General features: G+C 38.1%; 16 protein-coding genes. 8 read left to right on the top strand and 8 right to left on the bottom strand.

Translation table 11 applies throughout. The annotated features are described in order from the left end of the window. Nucleotides 1–66: 66 nt before the first annotated feature. The 4 genes from AC0L3W_RS02320 (at nucleotide 67) to AC0L3W_RS02305 (ending at nucleotide 4171) form a co-directional block, all read left to right on the top strand. Entirely contained in the window at nucleotides 67–1083 is a 1017-nt protein-coding gene (locus AC0L3W_RS02320; protein WP_290038588.1) for an amino acid ABC transporter substrate-binding protein, read from the top strand. A 63-nt stretch (nucleotides 1084–1146) separates the two neighbouring features. Then, nucleotides 1147–2331: an amino acid ABC transporter permease gene (locus AC0L3W_RS02315; RefSeq protein WP_290038589.1), complete on the top strand. Its 1185-nt coding sequence runs from the start codon at nucleotides 1147–1149 to the stop codon at nucleotides 2329–2331. 1 nt (nucleotide 2332) lies between these two features. After that, nucleotides 2333–3412: an amino acid ABC transporter permease gene (locus AC0L3W_RS02310; RefSeq protein ID WP_290038590.1), complete on the top strand. Its 1080-nt coding sequence runs from the start codon at nucleotides 2333–2335 to the stop codon at nucleotides 3410–3412. Nucleotides 3413–3424: 12 nt separating this feature from the next. Further along, a complete protein-coding gene (locus tag AC0L3W_RS02305; RefSeq protein WP_113819072.1) occupies nucleotides 3425–4171 on the top strand; it encodes an amino acid ABC transporter ATP-binding protein in 747 nt (248 codons plus the stop codon). Between the two features lie 84 nt (nucleotides 4172–4255). Here AC0L3W_RS02305 and AC0L3W_RS02300 read toward each other — a convergent pair whose 3' ends face one another. The 4 genes from AC0L3W_RS02300 to AC0L3W_RS02285 all read right to left on the bottom strand — a co-directional run bounded on the left by AC0L3W_RS02300 (nucleotide 4256) and on the right by AC0L3W_RS02285 (nucleotide 6206). Next, nucleotides 4256–4759 carry a GNAT family N-acetyltransferase gene (locus AC0L3W_RS02300; protein WP_290038591.1) on the bottom strand — a complete coding sequence of 168 codons (504 nt, stop codon included), beginning with the start codon at nucleotides 4757–4759 and terminating at the stop codon, nucleotides 4256–4258. Between the two features lie 46 nt (nucleotides 4760–4805). Further along, the gene (gene nrtS / locus AC0L3W_RS02295; protein ID WP_290038593.1) at nucleotides 4806–5042 is read right to left on the bottom strand and encodes a nitrate/nitrite transporter NrtS; all 237 of its coding nucleotides are present in this window, start codon (nucleotides 5040–5042) and stop codon (nucleotides 4806–4808) included. Between the two features lie 90 nt (nucleotides 5043–5132). Beyond that, nucleotides 5133–5462: a DMT family transporter gene (locus AC0L3W_RS02290; RefSeq protein WP_290038595.1), complete on the bottom strand. Its 330-nt coding sequence runs from the start codon at nucleotides 5460–5462 to the stop codon at nucleotides 5133–5135. Between the two features lie 249 nt (nucleotides 5463–5711). Beyond that, on the bottom strand, nucleotides 5712–6206 hold the full coding sequence (locus tag AC0L3W_RS02285; RefSeq protein ID WP_409439773.1) for a DUF2798 domain-containing protein: 495 nt from the start codon (nucleotides 6204–6206) through the stop codon (nucleotides 5712–5714). A 166-nt stretch (nucleotides 6207–6372) separates the two neighbouring features. Here AC0L3W_RS02285 and AC0L3W_RS02280 point away from each other — a divergent pair, with 166 nt between their 5' ends. After that, complete coding sequence (locus AC0L3W_RS02280) at nucleotides 6373–6555, top strand: DUF6435 family protein (RefSeq protein WP_290038598.1); 183 nt, start codon at nucleotides 6373–6375, stop codon at nucleotides 6553–6555. Between the two features lie 43 nt (nucleotides 6556–6598). Here the strand turns inward: AC0L3W_RS02280 and AC0L3W_RS02275 are convergent, their stop codons facing one another. Together AC0L3W_RS02275 and AC0L3W_RS02270 are read right to left on the bottom strand one after the other, a co-directional pair. Next, nucleotides 6599–6928, bottom strand: coding sequence for a rhodanese-like domain-containing protein (locus AC0L3W_RS02275; protein WP_409439774.1), 330 nt, complete (start codon nucleotides 6926–6928; stop codon nucleotides 6599–6601). Nucleotides 6929–6993: 65 nt separating this feature from the next. Next, on the bottom strand, nucleotides 6994–8310 hold the full coding sequence (locus AC0L3W_RS02270; protein WP_290038601.1) for a CinA family nicotinamide mononucleotide deamidase-related protein: 1317 nt from the start codon (nucleotides 8308–8310) through the stop codon (nucleotides 6994–6996). Nucleotides 8311–8622: 312 nt separating this feature from the next. Here AC0L3W_RS02270 and AC0L3W_RS02265 point away from each other — a divergent pair, with 312 nt between their 5' ends. Continuing rightward, nucleotides 8623–9807, top strand: coding sequence for an efflux RND transporter periplasmic adaptor subunit (locus AC0L3W_RS02265; protein WP_409439775.1), 1185 nt, complete (start codon nucleotides 8623–8625; stop codon nucleotides 9805–9807). Nucleotides 9808–9816: 9 nt separating this feature from the next. Next, nucleotides 9817–12930, top strand: a complete 3114-nt coding sequence (locus tag AC0L3W_RS02260) for an efflux RND transporter permease subunit (RefSeq protein ID WP_290038605.1) — start codon at nucleotides 9817–9819, stop codon at nucleotides 12928–12930. 64 nt (nucleotides 12931–12994) lie between these two features. Here the strand turns inward: AC0L3W_RS02260 and AC0L3W_RS02255 are convergent, their stop codons facing one another. Both AC0L3W_RS02255 and AC0L3W_RS02250 read right to left on the bottom strand, forming a co-directional pair. Further along, nucleotides 12995–14068 (bottom strand): alkene reductase, encoded by a 1074-nt coding sequence (locus AC0L3W_RS02255; protein WP_409439776.1) that lies wholly within the window; start codon nucleotides 14066–14068, stop codon nucleotides 12995–12997. A gap of 231 nt (nucleotides 14069–14299) precedes the next feature. Continuing rightward, nucleotides 14300–14695, bottom strand: a complete 396-nt coding sequence (locus tag AC0L3W_RS02250) for a cupin domain-containing protein (protein WP_290038609.1) — start codon at nucleotides 14693–14695, stop codon at nucleotides 14300–14302. Between the two features lie 358 nt (nucleotides 14696–15053). Between AC0L3W_RS02250 and AC0L3W_RS02245 the strand changes: the two genes are divergently transcribed. Beyond that, entirely contained in the window at nucleotides 15054–16424 is a 1371-nt protein-coding gene (locus AC0L3W_RS02245; protein WP_409439777.1) for an MFS transporter, read from the top strand. Nucleotides 16425–16547 lie beyond the last annotated feature (123 nt).

Below are 16547 nucleotides of genomic sequence, written 5' to 3'. Positions count from 1 at the left end.
GTTCTAAACCACGTTATCTATATTCATAGTGATTTATCAATAATTTTAAGCCATAAGGAAAATACGATGAAAGTAACAAAACTAGCTTTATTACTTGGTCTAACAGCGGCAGTCCCTACTCTATCTCATGCAGGTACACTAGAAGACGTTATCAAAGAAGATGTACTTAAATGTGGTGTTTCTACAGGTATTCCAGGTTTCTCTGCAGCAGACTCTAACGGTGAGTGGAAAGGTCTAGATGTAGATTTCTGTAAATCAGTAGCAAGTGCTGTGTTAGGCGATGCAAGTAAAGTGAAATACTTCCCATTAACAGCTAAAGAGCGTTTTACTGCCTTACAAAGTGGTGAAGTTGATGTACTAGCACGTGCAACAACTTGGACTGCTACTCGTGACGCTTCTCTAGGTTTAAACTTTGCTGGTGTTAACTACTACGACGGTCAAGGTTTCTTAGTAAGCAAAAGTTTAGGTGTTAATTCAGCTAAAGAGTTAGATGGCGCGACTTTCTGTATTCAAGCAGGTACAACAACTGAGCTTAACTTAACAGATTACTTCAAAGCTAATGGCATGGAATACAAAGCCGTAACTTATGATACATCAGGTCAAACAATCGATGGTTTCAAAAAAGGCCGTTGTGACGCTGTAACATCTGACCGTTCTCAATTAGCTGGTTTACGTATCAAACTTGATGATCCAACATCGGCAATTCTTTTACCAGAAACAATCTCTAAAGAACCACTAGGTCCTGTTGTACGTCAAGGTGACGATGCTTGGTTTAACGTAATTCGTTGGACTATGTTTGCAACAATCGAAGCTGAAGAGCTAGGTGTATCATCAAGCAATGTAGATGAAATGCTTAAATCATCAGCTAACCCAGGCATTAAACGTCTATTAGGCTCTTCAGGTAAAACTGGTGAAGATTTAGGGCTTAAAAATGATTGGGCTTACCAAATTGTTAAACAAGTTGGTAACTACGCAGAATCATACGACCTAAACGTAGGTAAAGACTCACCAATCCAAATCGAACGTAGTTTAAACAAACTGTGGAATGATGGTGGGATCATGTACCCAATGCCAATTCGTTAATTTTAACCAGTCTCTAGGGGAAGTTTTACTTCCCCTTTTTCCTAGCTGATTAAAAGGCACATTATGACAAACAAACAGCTCCCAGTAGACGGTAAAGGATTGTTAAACAACCCTCAACACCGCGCAATTTTCTTCCAAGTTTTCGCTTTAGCGCTCGTTGTGTTTTTTGCATTCTATTTTGCAAATAACATGTTTGATAATATTGAAAGCCGTGGCATCACCACTGGTTTCTCATTTTTAGACAACACAGCTGGCTTCGGCATCAGCCAAACGCTTATCCCTTACGACGATGGCACATCTACCTTTATGGATGTATTTATCGTTGGTTTATTAAATACCATTCTAGTGTCGGTATTGGGGATTATCTTCGCTTCAATTATTGGCTTATTATTAGGTGTCGCTCGCTTATCAAGTAACTTTTTGATTTCAAAACTTGCACTTGTATACATTGAAACATTCCGTAATATTCCAATTTTGTTACAAATATTGTTCTGGTACAACGTTGTACTTGCAGCATTACCAGGTCCACGCCAAAGTTTCGCTTACTTAGACAGCGTATTCTTAAATAACCGTGGTTTATTATTACCTGAACCTATTTTCCAAAGTGGTAGCGGCGCAGTCTTGGTTGCGTTTGTATTAGCTATTGCTGCGATAATTTACCTGATTCGTTGGTCTCGTAAGCGTCACGATGATACAGGTGAAGAGTTCCCAATCATCAAAGTATCATTGGCGATTTTAATTTTAGCACCAACCTTAGTGTACTTTATTGCTGGTCAACCAATTACTGCTATTTACCCTGAATTAAAAGGCTTTAACTTTAGGGGTGGTTTAACCATCATTCCGGAATTACTTGCTCTATTATTTGCGTTAAGTATCTATACAGCTACTTATATTGCAGAAGCCGTACGTGCAGGTATTGAAGCCGTGCCTAAGGGGCAAAAAGAGGCAGCTAAGTCATTAGGCCTTAAAGACTATGTAATATTAACTAAAGTGGTATTACCACAAGCATTACGCGTCATCATTCCTCCTGTTATTAATCAGTTTTTAAACTTAACTAAAAACTCATCATTAGCAACGGCGATTGGTTATCCTGAGTTAGTTACACTCTTCTCTGGTACAACCTTAAATCAAGTAGGACAAGCGATTGAGATTATCCTCATGACCATGGCTGTTTACCTCACCATCAGTATCCTCATTTCACTGTTGTTGAACTGGGTTAATGCGAAAATGGCGATAAAAGGACGTTAAGATGGCAACTTATACAATGAAAGAAGCCAAACCGGCTCCAACGGCTAATAAAGGCGTTGTTTTTTGGTTAAGAGAGAATCTTTTTCCAGATGTAAAAAATACGTTATTAACACTTGCAGGGTTATATATTCTGTACGCAATTATTCCACCATTATTGGATTGGATGATATTTAATGCAACCTGGACTGGCACAAAAGAAGAAGTCGTAAACAGTGGTGCCCGTTGGATATTTATTGTCGAGAAATTCGACCAATTTATGTACGGGTTTTACCCAGAAGCATTACATTGGCGTCCTAACCTAGTAGGTATTTTAAGTATTGCACTGATTTTTGGTTTTAAGTACATCAGTAGCGTTAAACTTAAAATTGCCACTATTATTCTTTTTCCAATTATCTGCTTTGTATTAATCAGTGGTGGATGGTTTGGTTTAGAAGTGGTTGAGACTGAAAAATGGGGTGGCTTAATGCTAACCATTCTAGTCGCAGCGGTAGGTATTGTTGCTTCATTTCCAATTGGTGTTGTATTGGCATTAGGTCGTCAATCGAACATGCCGATTCTAAGAACTCTATGTATTGGTTTTATTGAATTTGTACGTGGTGTACCACTGATTACGATTCTATTCATGGCATCGGTACTCTTACCGCTATTCTTCCATGATGGGATTGAGTTTAATAAATTACTACGTGCATTGATCGGTATTACGCTATTCCAAGCGGCTTATATCGCAGAGGTAATACGTGGTGGTTTACAGGCGATACCAAAAGGCCAATATGAAGCAAGTGAAGCATTAGGCTTAACTTACTGGCAGGGTATGATTTTAATCATCCTTCCACAGGCTTTAAAAATATCTATCCCGAACTTAGTGGGTTCATTTATCTCACTGTTCAAAGATACAACGCTTGTTTTAATTATCGGTTTATTCGACATTTTAGCGATGGTGACACTGACTAACAGTGATACCAATTGGCTAGGCTACGAAGTAGAAGGTTACGTATTTGTAACACTTATTTACTGGGTATGCTGTTTTTCAATGTCACAATACTCAAAATCGATTGAACGCAAATTTAACACCGAGCATTAAAAAGGAAACGTCATGTCTGACCAAGAAGTTATGATTACAATGAAGGACGTCAATAAGTGGTATGGTGATTTCCATGTACTAAAAGATGTAAACTTAAACATTAAAAAAGGCGAAAAAGTGGTTATCTGTGGCCCATCGGGTTCAGGTAAATCAACAACTATTCGTTGTTTGAATCACCTTGAAAAGTTCCAAGAAGGTAGTATCAACATCAATGGCACTGAGTTAATTGAAGATGTGAAAGTAGTACGTCATATTCGCTCTCAAGTGGGTATGGTGTTCCAACACTTTAATCTTTTCCCGCATTTATCAGTGTTAGAAAACCTGTTGATTGCGCCAACTTGGGTACATAAAAAGCCACGTAAAGAAGCAATTGAAACGGCTATGTATTATTTAGAGCGCGTTAAAATTGCAGAGCAAGCGCATAAATACCCTAACCAACTTTCTGGTGGTCAACAGCAACGTGTAGCGATTGCACGTTGTTTATGTATTAACCCTGAAATCATGTTATTTGATGAGCCAACATCGGCATTGGATCCTGAAATGGTATCTGAAGTACTCGATGTAATGGTTGAGTTAGCAGATGAAGGTATTACTATGATTTGTGTGACACACGAAATGGGCTTTGCGAAAAAAGTAGCAGACCGAGTAGTGTTCATGGATGCAGGACAAGTCATTGAAGAGAACGAACCTAATGAGTTCTTTGATAACCCACAATCTGATCGTTTAAAACTGTTCCTAGAGCAGATCTTATCTCACTAAATGAATGAGTGAGTATTTACCAATAAAAAAGGGCTAATGATTAGCCCTTTTTTTATACTTGTAAATCATCACATTAGCATAAGATTATTTTGGATTTATTTGTTGAATCACTTTTTTATGAAAAGTCTGGTCAGAATAAAACTGAGTCACTAAATAACGTGGCGCAATACCTGCTCGTTGGATTAATGGCACCGCCCTTTCAGTAGCAACGATATAAGCGTTAACGTCCTGGTGACGAGCTAATAGCGGTATGATGACCTGTTTATATATCTGTTTCGCTAATAGACTGGCATAACCTTTTTTACGATGTGCTGGTAGTGTTACAAAATGTAGTACCCCGAGGTCTTGGTACACTTCACCTTCCACCCACTTCATTTTGTCATCGCAAGCTTCGTAATTCTCCAACAGACTGTATGCTACTAACTGCTCATCCATGTATAACTTAACGACTTCAGCCTGTGTACCATGACGCAACTCACCGTGTTCCACTAACCAAGTAAATAGATACCACATTTTCATATTAATTTGCCCGAGCGCTAATAGCTCTGGAGCACACTGTTTTGCATTACACAGTTCAAAACGTTGCATCGTTAACTTTGCCTTTGTTGTCGTCTACTAGCATAAACTATTGTTACTAAATCTTATCTCGCTGTTGAATTGCTTTGACCGCTGAATAAGTCGATACACAATAAGGAACGAAGTAAGTTAAAATAATTTGAAATAAGCGTTGGCTATCAAAATCCATTTGCATTATCGCACTACCGTGATTAATAACCGCGAGCAGCGTGCCAACGATGAGTGATACTTTTAAGGCAGCTATAATAATTTTGCTACTACAGGCTAATTCAAAAAAGCGAGGCGATGTTTTCATATAAGTAATTTCCTAAAAGTGCGATTAAATGTTGAAGCTAAACACAACAGCTACCACTCATCATCGAGAATTATGCTGCTACGCTTTCACTTAATGACCGGAGTTATTAGAAAAAACATTCAAAATAACCACACCAATGATAATAAAAGCCATGCCGATAATCGCTGCTAGATCAGGTATCTGTTTATAAACAAGCGCACCAACAGCAGCGACCAGTACAATACCCATCCCAGCCCAAATGGCATAAGCAATACCAATTGGTACAGTCTTTAAAACAAGAGATAAAAAATAGAACGCAATAATATAAGCAATGACACAAACACCGCTGTAAACCCAATGACTAAAACCATCTGACGCTTTTAACGCTAGCGTGCCTATTACCTCAGATATGATGGCAATAGCTAAATACCAATAACCCATTTGTATTCCTATATTGTGTAATACCAATTGTAATAAATAGTTAAATTTACGTTATAAAAATGATTTATTTAAACGCGTAAGTTGAGCCTTTTGAAGATTAACTTCATTAATTGTCTATCAACAATTAACGAAAAGAGACTACTTTTTAAGTGGTTACTTCCTTTACAAATTTACAACCAAACAATAACTTTTTAATCTGCAAAATAGCTCCGTTAATGAGTATGATTGGTATAATGACAATGGGTACAACTAACTTCTAATAAAAGCTTCTATTTTAGGCTTAATGGTTAATGACATGATCACCATAATTGCTAATCCTACTGGTAACGATCCTAAATACCCAGCTAACCAACCTTGATAAAAGTTACCTAAGTCTGCTAGACCGATATTGTTTATGGCAGTACTACATGACATCACAGCCTCCATGATAACCGCCATTATCATCCCAGTGATTAAATTTCGTTGCAATTCACTTAGTAGAGGATATTTTTGATTAATCAGTTTAGTGATGACAGCCATCACTAAAAAACCAATGGGAATAACTAATAAAGAAGACAAAAATGAACTAAACCAGTCCATTAAAAAATGCTCTGTATAACCTAAGTTCATATAAGTCATGATGGCGGTTAATGTACCGGTAAAAAAGCCCAATAAGCAAAGTATAACAAACACTTTATGGCTTAATGGTGTTTTTGTTGCGGTTAAGCCAGTCTGTTCATTTTGATTTAATAGTTCTAACTGCATATTTTTCCCACTGTTACCAAATTAAATATAGTTGACAAAAACAACTATATTTAATTTGGTTGATAAAAGCAACCTATTTTCTATTTTAAATATGTGTACATAAAAATGAACCTAAAAAGTAATCTAAACGTATTAATCTGGGTAAAATAAGATAAAGGAATAAATTATGTTTTCTATATTTAAAAAAGACCCATTAAAACAACTCAATAAACAACTTTCGGCTAAGTTAGAAGAAGCTATGCATGCACAGAGAAATGGTGATATTAAAAGTTACTCGCAGTTAAGCTTTGAAGCACAAGAGATAGATAAGCAGATCGTAGAGATTGAAGAAAGCTTGAAAGTACAATAAACATTAAAAATAAATACTCACTACTTTTCAAGAGGTTAAATAATTAATTTAACCCTCTTTTCTTTTTTGCTTCTTCAATACTCCCTTCATTAATTACAAATTCATAGCCCGCTTGTTCTAAAGCAGACAAGGCGATATCAGATCTACCACCTGTTTTATCATAAAGATGAATTTCTGTGCTTTTATCTGGGTATAATTTTGTCACTTCTCTCACTATATTAGAGTGTGAAATGCGTAGATCACCAGGAATGTTATTACGTAAATTTTCAGATAAGGTGCGAACATCAATCCACACCGGATCAGCAAAAGCAAAGGAACTCATAATAGAGAAGCACATAAGTAATCCCCCGCAATACATTTGTACTTTTTTCATAATTCTCCTGATTCTATTGACGCTAACGCTATGCTTAATTTACTAGAAGGCTGAATAATTAAATATTAAGTAAGTAGCTCTGATATTGGATATACCGCTGAATTAACACGAGTAATGTAGTGATACTCAGCAATAGGTGAAATACCAATAATAGCACGTCGTAACATATCTAAAGCAATAGCTGCGCTAATATCTCGAATATAAGTACGGCTGCGTTGTGACGAAAGGCGAATAGTTTGACAATAAACTTGGTTGTCGTCTTTAACAGCAATTACCACCGTACCGACTGGGTTTTGCTCTGTTCCACCACTTGGTCCAGCAATACCTGTTGTTGCAAGTGCAAAATCGGTTGTGTCTATTCTAGTATTAGCAGTGGCCACACCAGCTGCCATCTGTGCTGCACACAATAAGGAAACTTCAGTGTTTTGTTCAATACACTGTTCAGTGACTTTCAACAATGACATTTTGGCTTCGTTACAGTAACTCACAACACCTTGCTGAAGATAATGAGAGCTTCCGGGAAAGGCGACTAACTGGTTACAAATATCACCACCTGTTAAAGATTCAGCTATTGCCAAGGTACTTTCTTTAGCGAGTAATAATTGGTGAACCTCTGCAGCAAGTGTATCTTGATTACGTGCAACAACTGCATCTCCTAACTCAGTCAGAGCTTGCTCAATAGCCATCGTTTGCTGTGCTTGTGGCACATCGCGAGCGATTAATTTTAATTCTAAGTAAGGCATATAGGCTCTGTAACCAAGAGTAATGCCAGCTGGCCATGACAATTTCTCTAACCGTTCAGCCATTGTTGACTCACCAATTCCAATACTCAATAACTTAGTGACTTCTACTTTACTTTGTAGCCCTGCTTCAGCTTTTACAAAAGGAATAAATTGCTCTAATACCATCTTTTTATATTCATGAGGTACACCAGGGGTAAAAAATAACCATGCGCGGTTTAATTTCACTCGAAATCCACAAGCACTCCCAACTGGGTTATCAACTAATACGGCTCCTTCTGGTAACCAAGCTTGTTTCAGGTTACTTGCCGTTAAGGTAATACCACGTTCAGCTCCCCAAAGAGTTAATTGATCTAACCATTGTTGATTTTCAACCAATGCAACGCCCATCGCATCTGCCATCGCTTGTGCAGAAAGATCGTCAGCTGTCGGCCCCAGGCCACCATTCACTAAAATGATATCGGCTTGCATGCTACGTTCTTGGAAAACGTCTACTAAATCCTCTAATCGGTCACCAACAGTGGTGCGACGATGCATTTCAAAGCCATGATTCATCAATTGATTACCCAACCATGCCGCATTGGTATCAACGATTTGACCTGCTAATACTTCTTCGCCTGTACATATCATTTCTAATTTCATCGATGCCTCTCGCATATTATTAATAACTGATTATAGTTAATTAAGAGTACTACAAATACATTATATTAATCACACAGTTAATAAGATTTTTATTAACTTAATTTGTAATCTTTACTGGCCACTCTAGCTGAAGTGATAACTTTATTAATTATTAAAATGGTATTAGCATATTAATGGCTTATACCAATCAACATTATCCACTTTTTTATTGTCTAAAAAAGTGGATAACCCATCATCTTAACTCTGCCTTAACTTCTTTTATGGGATAGTTATGATCCATTGTTTTATTTTATTTTACACCGAGGTTGACCTATGACTTTTGCTAACGCAATTAAATACCCTTTACTGTTGAGTCTTTCCTTAAGTCTATTAGGCTGTGGAGATCAAACACCGTCAAATCAAAAAGCGGCAGCAGAAATTCATGTTGATACATTAACCGTAGATTATATTAATTTACGGTTAAGTAGTGAATTACCGGGTCGGGTGACTGCGTTTAAAGAAGCTGAAGTAAGACCTCAAATCACCGGTATTGTAAAAAGTCGTTTATATGAAGAAGGTAGCTCAGTTGAAGAAGGCGATACGCTATTCTTAATCGATCCAACCACTTACCAATCAACGGTTAACAGTGCAAGTGCTGAACTGAAAAAAGCACAAAGTAGTGAACGTAATGCAAAAAAAGAGCTAGACCGTTACGCAGAACTATTAAATAAAAAGCTGAGTAGCCAACAACTTTATGACCAAGCTGAAGCAACATACCTTGAAGCAAAAGCAGAAACAGCCATTAGTCAAGCCGCATTAGATTATGCCAACATAGAACTTTCATATACTAAGATTAAAGCGCCTATTTCAGGCCAAGCTGGCTTCTCTAATGTTTCTGAAGGCTCTTTATTAACCTCAGGCCAAACAGATTACCTTACTAGTATCATTCAAACAGACAATGTATACGTAGATATGCAACAGTCTGCTGTAAATCTATATAAATTAAAGCGACAATTTAAAGGCGTACCGACAACAAAACCAGTAGTACCCGTAACGTTAACTTTAGAAGATGGCACAACTTACGAGCAACAAGGTACCTTGGGTTTTGTTGATACACAGGTAGAAGGTTCAACCGGTACTGTGACATTAAGAGCGGTATTCCCTAACCCTGATGGTGAATTGTTAGCAGGTATGTATGTTCGAGCACATATCGCTTACCCAGAAGCACGAGATTACCTAGTAGTACCGCAAAATGCAGTCGTAAGAAGTCAATCAGGCGCACCTTCTGTTTATATCGTGAATGAAGACAATGTTGTTGAGAAGAAAAACTTGGAACTCAGCAATGAAATAGGCAATAACTGGGTGGTTGAAAAAGGCCTAGAAGCAGGTGACCGTATTATTACCAACAACCTGACTAACATAAAAAGTAAAGTAACTGTTGTCGTTGATAGTAACACCACCAGTGCAGAAACAGCGGTAAGTACTATTTTCTCACCAGCAACAAATACAGCGGAATAGGAACTAAGTATGTCTAATTTTTTCATTCATAGACCCATTTTTGCGTGGGCGATGACCATAGTGGTATTAATTGCAGGCATCGCCTCAATTTTAAATTTACCAATTGCACAATACCCAACTATTGCACCACCCTCAGTTGAAATTAAAGCCACTTATACTGGAGCATCAGCAAAAACCATTGAAGACAGTGTGACTCAAGTTATTGAGCAGAGCATGACTGGGATTGATAACTTGCTGTATATGTCTTCAACCAGTGACTCTTCTGGTAGCGCATCAATTAATTTGACCTTTAGTACAGAAACAGATCCTGATATTGCACAAGTACAGGTACAAAACAGCTTACAACAAGCAACTAGCCGCTTACCTACCGCCGTTCAAAATGCAGGTACAACCGTCACTAAAAGTACTTCAGGCTTTATGTCTGTAACCGCGCTTTATTCTCCTGATGGTTCAATGAATGCCGGGGATATCCAAGATTATGCTAACTCAAGTATCAAAGATATTGTTAGCCGTGTAAGCGGTGTAGGTAGTGTGACCATTTTTGGTCCCTCTTATGCGATGCGTATATGGCTAGACCCTGCCAAATTATATAGCTACAACTTAACACCTGTTGATGTATCAGATGCGGTTTCTGTGCAAAATAGCCAAGTAACGGTAGGACAAATTGGTGGCACGCCATCCACTAACTCACAAATGATTAATGCCACTATTACCGCACAAAGTTTATTAACAACGGTTGATGAATTTAAAGAGATTTTACTAAAAGTAAACGAAGATGGCTCTAAGGTCCGCTTAAAAGATGTAGCAAGAGTAGAGTTGGGTAGTAAGAGTTCAAGTGTAGTTCCTGTATTCAATGGATATGCAACTTCAGGTATTGCTATCACACTTGCTTCAGGCGCTAATTCTCTTGATACACAAAACGCAGTAGATGAAAAATTAGCAGAGTTATCTAAATCATTCCCAGAAGGTTTAGCGTTAAAAAAAGCAACAGATAATAACAAATTTATCCGCTTATCCATTGAAGAAGTCGTTAAAACCTTAGGTGAAGCTATCATTTTGGTTTTCTTTGTAATGCTACTTTTCTTACAAAACTTTCGAGCAACCTTAATTCCTACTATTGCCGTACCCGTTGTATTACTAGGTACTATCACTATTATGTCACTGTTAGGTTTCTCCATTAATACCCTAACAATGTTTGGTATGGTATTAGCCATTGGCCTATTGGTAGATGATGCAATCGTAGTGGTAGAGAATGTTGAGCGTATAATGCATGAAGATAAACTCTCACCGCTAGAAGCAACTAAAAAATCGATGGGGCAGATCACTAGTGCCTTGATTGGTATTACCATGGTATTGACGGTTGTATTTATCCCAATGGCCTTTATGTCAGGTTCAACAGGGGTTATCTATAAACAATTCTCAATTACTATTGTAACTGCAATGGTGTTATCAGTAATCGTAGCCTTAACCTTAACACCAGTACTTTGTTCAACATTATTAAAACCGGTAGACAAAACTAAATCATCAAAAGTATTTACCTATTTTAATCTAGGCTTTGATCGTTTGTTAAAAGGTTATCACGGTTCAATTGGACGCGTATTAGCTCGCCCTGCCCGCTTTGTCATTATTTACGTGGCTTTATTTGCTGGTGCTGGCTACTTGTTTAACAGTATTCCAAGTTCATTTTTACCCAGTGAAGACCAAGGTGATTTTAATGTGATGGTGCAATTGCCGACGGGTGCAACCATCAAACAAACGGCTGAAGTTATGGACGATGTGAGAAACTATTTCCAAGAAAATGAAGAAGATACCGTTAGCACCATATTTACTGTCTCTGGCTTTAACTTTGCTGGTTCAGGGCAAAATGCTGGTATGGCGTTTGTAGGTTTGAAAGATTGGTCTCAAAGAACCACAGATGAAACCAATGTAAATGCTATTATTCAACGCAGTATGGCCTATTTTTCGTCTTATAAAAAAGCCTCGATTGTTGCCTTTAATTCTCCTGCTATCCGTGAATTGGGCACATCAACAGGTTTTGATTTCTTCCTTGAAGATATAGGTGGTGTCGGTCATAGCAAGTTAGTCGAGTTACGCGATCAACTATTAGCTAAAATGGCAGAGAGTCCTGTATTACAAAGAACGCGATCCAATGGTTTAGAAGATAATGCACAGTTCTACCTAGATATCGATTATGAAAAAGCCAAAGTTTACGGCCTTAGCATTAGCGATATTAATGATACTTTATCAATTGCTTGGGGTTCATCCTATGTTAATGACTTTATTGATAAAGGTCGTTCTAAGACCGTATATATTCAAGCAGATGCGCCATACCGTATGAGTCCAGAAGATTTAGATCACTGGTATGTACGTAATAGCCAAGATCAAATGGTACCATTTTCTGCCTTTACCTCTTCTCATTGGGGCGTAGGATCACCGCAATTATCGCGATATAACGGTAATTCGGCATTAGAGATTCTAGGTGAAGCGGCAACGGGTTACAGTACAGGTGATGCTATGGCTGAAGTTAATAAATTAGCGGCTGAAGTTTCTAGCGATGTACAGGTGAGCTGGACAGGTACCTCATACCAAGAGATACAAGCCGGTAACCAAGCACCTATTCTATACGCAATTTCAATCTTGATGGTTTTCCTCTGCTTAGCTGCTTTATATGAAAGCTGGAGCATTCCCTTAGCAATTATTTTAGTTGTACCATTAGGCGTATTAGGAGCATTAACAGCTATTCTACTTCGTGGCTTTGAAAATGATGTTTACTTCCAGGTTGGTTTATTAACCACTGTCGGTTTAACCGCGAAGAACGCAATTTTAATAGTAGAGTTTGCCAAAGAACAATACGACAGAGGCGTTGATCTGGTTTCCGCAACAGTACATGCTTGTGAAATGCGTTTACGCCCTATTATTATGACCTCTCTAGCCTTCGTATTAGGGGTATTACCACTAGTTGTGAGCACTGGAGCAGGTGCTAACGCTCGAAACGCACTGGGTACGTCAGTAATGGGCGGTATGATTGCGGCGACTTGTCTAGTAATGTACTTTGCACCACTGTTCTTTGTGATGATAGTAAAACTATTTAAGACCAAGCCTAAACCGAAAATGGTAGATTAAACAGCATCATTGAAAAGAGCGGCATTAGCCGCTCTTTTTGTTTCTACTAAATTAAATGATTTACTTATGCCATAAATGGGTAATCAGTATAACCTTCTGCACCTGACGTATAAAAAGTATGTTGCTCAGGAGTATTTAATTCAGCTCCTTGTTTGATACGCTCTACAAAGTCTGGATTAGCTAGAATACTAGTGCCAAACGCAATACTGTCAGCTTGATTATTATTAGTTACCTCAATTGCTTCCTTGGCATCATATCCCATATTAACCATTAGATGACCTTGGTATGCTTGTCTAGCCACGGGAATAACATCCGCTTCTTGTAAACCAAAAAAGTCTGCTCGCATCACGTGTAAGTAAGCTAATTGATATTGATTAAGTGTAGTCGCAAGATAAGTTAACCAAGCAAGAGGGTCACTATCTTTCATGCTATTAAAGCTATTTAAAGGTGATAAACGCACACCTACTCGCCCACTCCCCATTACTTCAGAAACCGCTTCAATCACTTCTCTTAAGAATCGTGAACGATTTTCAAAAGAGCCGCCATATTGGTCAGTTCGTTTATTTGCGCTATCGCGTAAGAACTGATCAATTAAATAGCCGTTTGCAGCATGAATTTCTACACCATCAAAGCCAGCTTCTTTCGCATTCACGGCTGCTTGACGGAAATCAGCAACAATCGCTTGAATCTCTTCAACCGTCAATTCACGTGGCACAGTGTATGGCTTTTTACCTTCAGGTGTATGTGTTTCATCTTCAATAGCAATTGCACTCGGCGCAACAGCTTCTTTGCCACCATTAAGCAATGGATGAGCCGCACGCCCTGCATGCCAGATTTGCATAAAGATACGACCACCGGCTTTATGTACCGCTTCAGTTGTTAACTTCCAGCCTTCGATTTGTTGTTGTGAATAAATGCCAGGATCATCACCAAATGAAGATGTTCCTTCACTGACCATAGTACATTCTGTAATAAGTAAACCAGTACTTGCACGTTGGGCGTAGTATTCAGCCATTAGTGCATTTGGTTGGTGATTAGGAGCACGAGTACGCGTTAATGGCGCCATTACAATACGATTCGCTAATTCAACATCACCCACAGAGACAGCTTGAAACAATTTATTTTCAGCTAAAGTCATCAATAACTCCTAATTTTTAACAATAAACAGCGCCGGATAGCGCTACTTCAATAAGTTTGTACGGCTATAGTAAAGTCATCTCTAGTGAACAACAATATGGATAAATGAAATTGACTATTGCTCATATAGCAACAATGGTCGTGCCTCAATGCAACATTTAAGATGGTTAGTTCTAACGGTTAAACATTAAAGCACTCTTTTAAAAACAAGCCAGAGAGTAAAAGTGTTCACTTACTTTACCGCAGCCGCTAATTTAATATGAACTGCCTGTAACAATTCATCACCTATCAATTGTGCAGTATGACCATGTTTTGTATCATCAAATATTTCATCATCCCCTAATCTGTCTTGCGCAATAAATAGGTCTCCAGTAGAAAAGTCTCGGTACTCCCCATTGCGTAAAGCGATTCTTAAAGTACCAGAACGAATAATAATCAGTGTCGGATCACCAGCAACATGCCATGAACTAAAATATTCAGGCTCACTGATACGGTATCGAAAATTAAGTACATCTTGTCTCTCGGTGATCATTAAGCCATTATAATCTTCAACTGAATACTCAACGTCTTTAAACACCGAAATAGAAGATTGCTCATTGGTTAAAACTGGCACTGTAATTTTATGCATATAACCTCCTCTTACTAAAAATTTCTCTCCTCAATTCTGGATAATAACGGCGCCTTTATATTTAAAATCATAACGCTTTATTAATTATCTTTATCTAGAACTAAGGTTAGTTAATAAAAGCCTTTTTCTACCATCGCTAGCGATAGATTGATAGTTAAATTGGTGTTGATCATTTTGCTTCTTGTACATGACTCTACCTTCATTCGCTCTTTGCTTTAAAGTGATTTAACACGCAGTACTAATTCACCTATTACTTACAAGGTTGTTTACCTTGATGCGCGTGATAAAATAATTAATTCCTTCCCTGCGACTTATCACCCTACTTAGGGCTTCACGACAAATTGAGTTTATATATTTTATGAGTGCTACTGGTTTAAATAGTATCGAAAAAAGAGCGGCTTTTTCATTAGCAGCTGTTTTTGGTCTTCGCATGTTGGGTCTCTTTATGATCCTGCCCATCTTTGCAATTTATGGCGAGCAATTAATAGGCTATAGCCCAGTCTGGATTGGTATTGCGATCGGTGCTTATGGGTTAACTCAAGCTATGTTACAAATTCCCATGGGCATTTTATCGGATAAATTCGGTCGTAAGCCGATTATTCTCATTGGTCTGCTTACCTTTTTAATTGGTAGTATTGTTGCCGCTATGTCAGACACTATTTATGGCGTAGTATTTGGGCGAGCATTACAAGGGATGGGAGCTATTGCAAGCGCAATATTAGCCCTTGCAGCCGATTTAAGTCGTGAAGAGCAACGTCCAAAAGTGATGGCTACTATTGGTATGTTCATTGGTTTATCCTTTACCATTGCAATGGTTGTTGGACCTATTACTGCTGAAGCATTTGGGTTAAGCGGCCTCTTTTGGTTCATTGCAATACTCACGATTTTTGCCATGTTATTGATTCAATTCTATGTTCCAAACTCTATTAATAAAGCACCTCGTGGCGATAGTGTTGCCTTACCAACCCAGATTAAAAAATTATTAAGACATCCTCAATTATCTCGACTCAACTTTGGTGTCTTTACCTTACATATGGCAATGACAGCCTGCTTTATCACCTTGCCAAAACAGTTCGTAGCAAGTGGGTTGATGTTAGAAGATCATTGGCAACTTTACCTACCAACATTGATAGGCTCTTTTTTCTTAATGATCCCATTTATGATATTTGCAATTAAAAAACAAAAAGAGAAGCAAATGTTATCGGCATCAGTATTATTCCTGAGCTTATCCTTATTCTTGCTATGGTACTTACCAAGCAGTTTCACTAGTTTAGTCATCATGGTTGTGATGTTCTTTACCGCATTTAACTACTTAGAAGCCACCATGCCTTCTCTGCTGTCTCGCATCGCGCCTGCTGGCGTGAAAGGCAGCGTAATGGGTATCTACTCGAGTAGTCAATTCCTAGGCGCATTCACCGGTGGTGTATTAGGTGGGGTTATTGCAGGTGAATTTGGTGAGCAAGCGATTTTCCTCGCAATGGCCATTGTTAGTGCGATTTGGTTTGTCGTTTCATTAACTATGAGAACACTTAAAAAGTCTAAAAACTTTAGTTTTGCAATTAATGTAAAAAATGAAAAAAAGGCAGGTGAAGTGGCAGAACAATTGATTAATATGCCAGGTGTTATTGAAGCGACAATTGTATTTACAGAAGCGATTGCCTACTTGAAAATTGATGAGAAAGTTGTAAATATCGCGGATATTAAAGCCCTATTAAACCAACCTAAATAACCCTTCAATATTAATAGGTGTTATGCATTTAATGTACAACACCTATAGTATTTCTTTCATGAACTATCCCCTATTCAACGAATAAACGAATAAACGAATAAACGAATAAACACTATAGCTTTT

This window comes from Psychromonas sp. KJ10-5, assembly GCF_055808325.1.
Note: the sequence above shows the minus strand (reverse complement) of the source record. Positions and strands in the feature narration are given on the sequence as shown.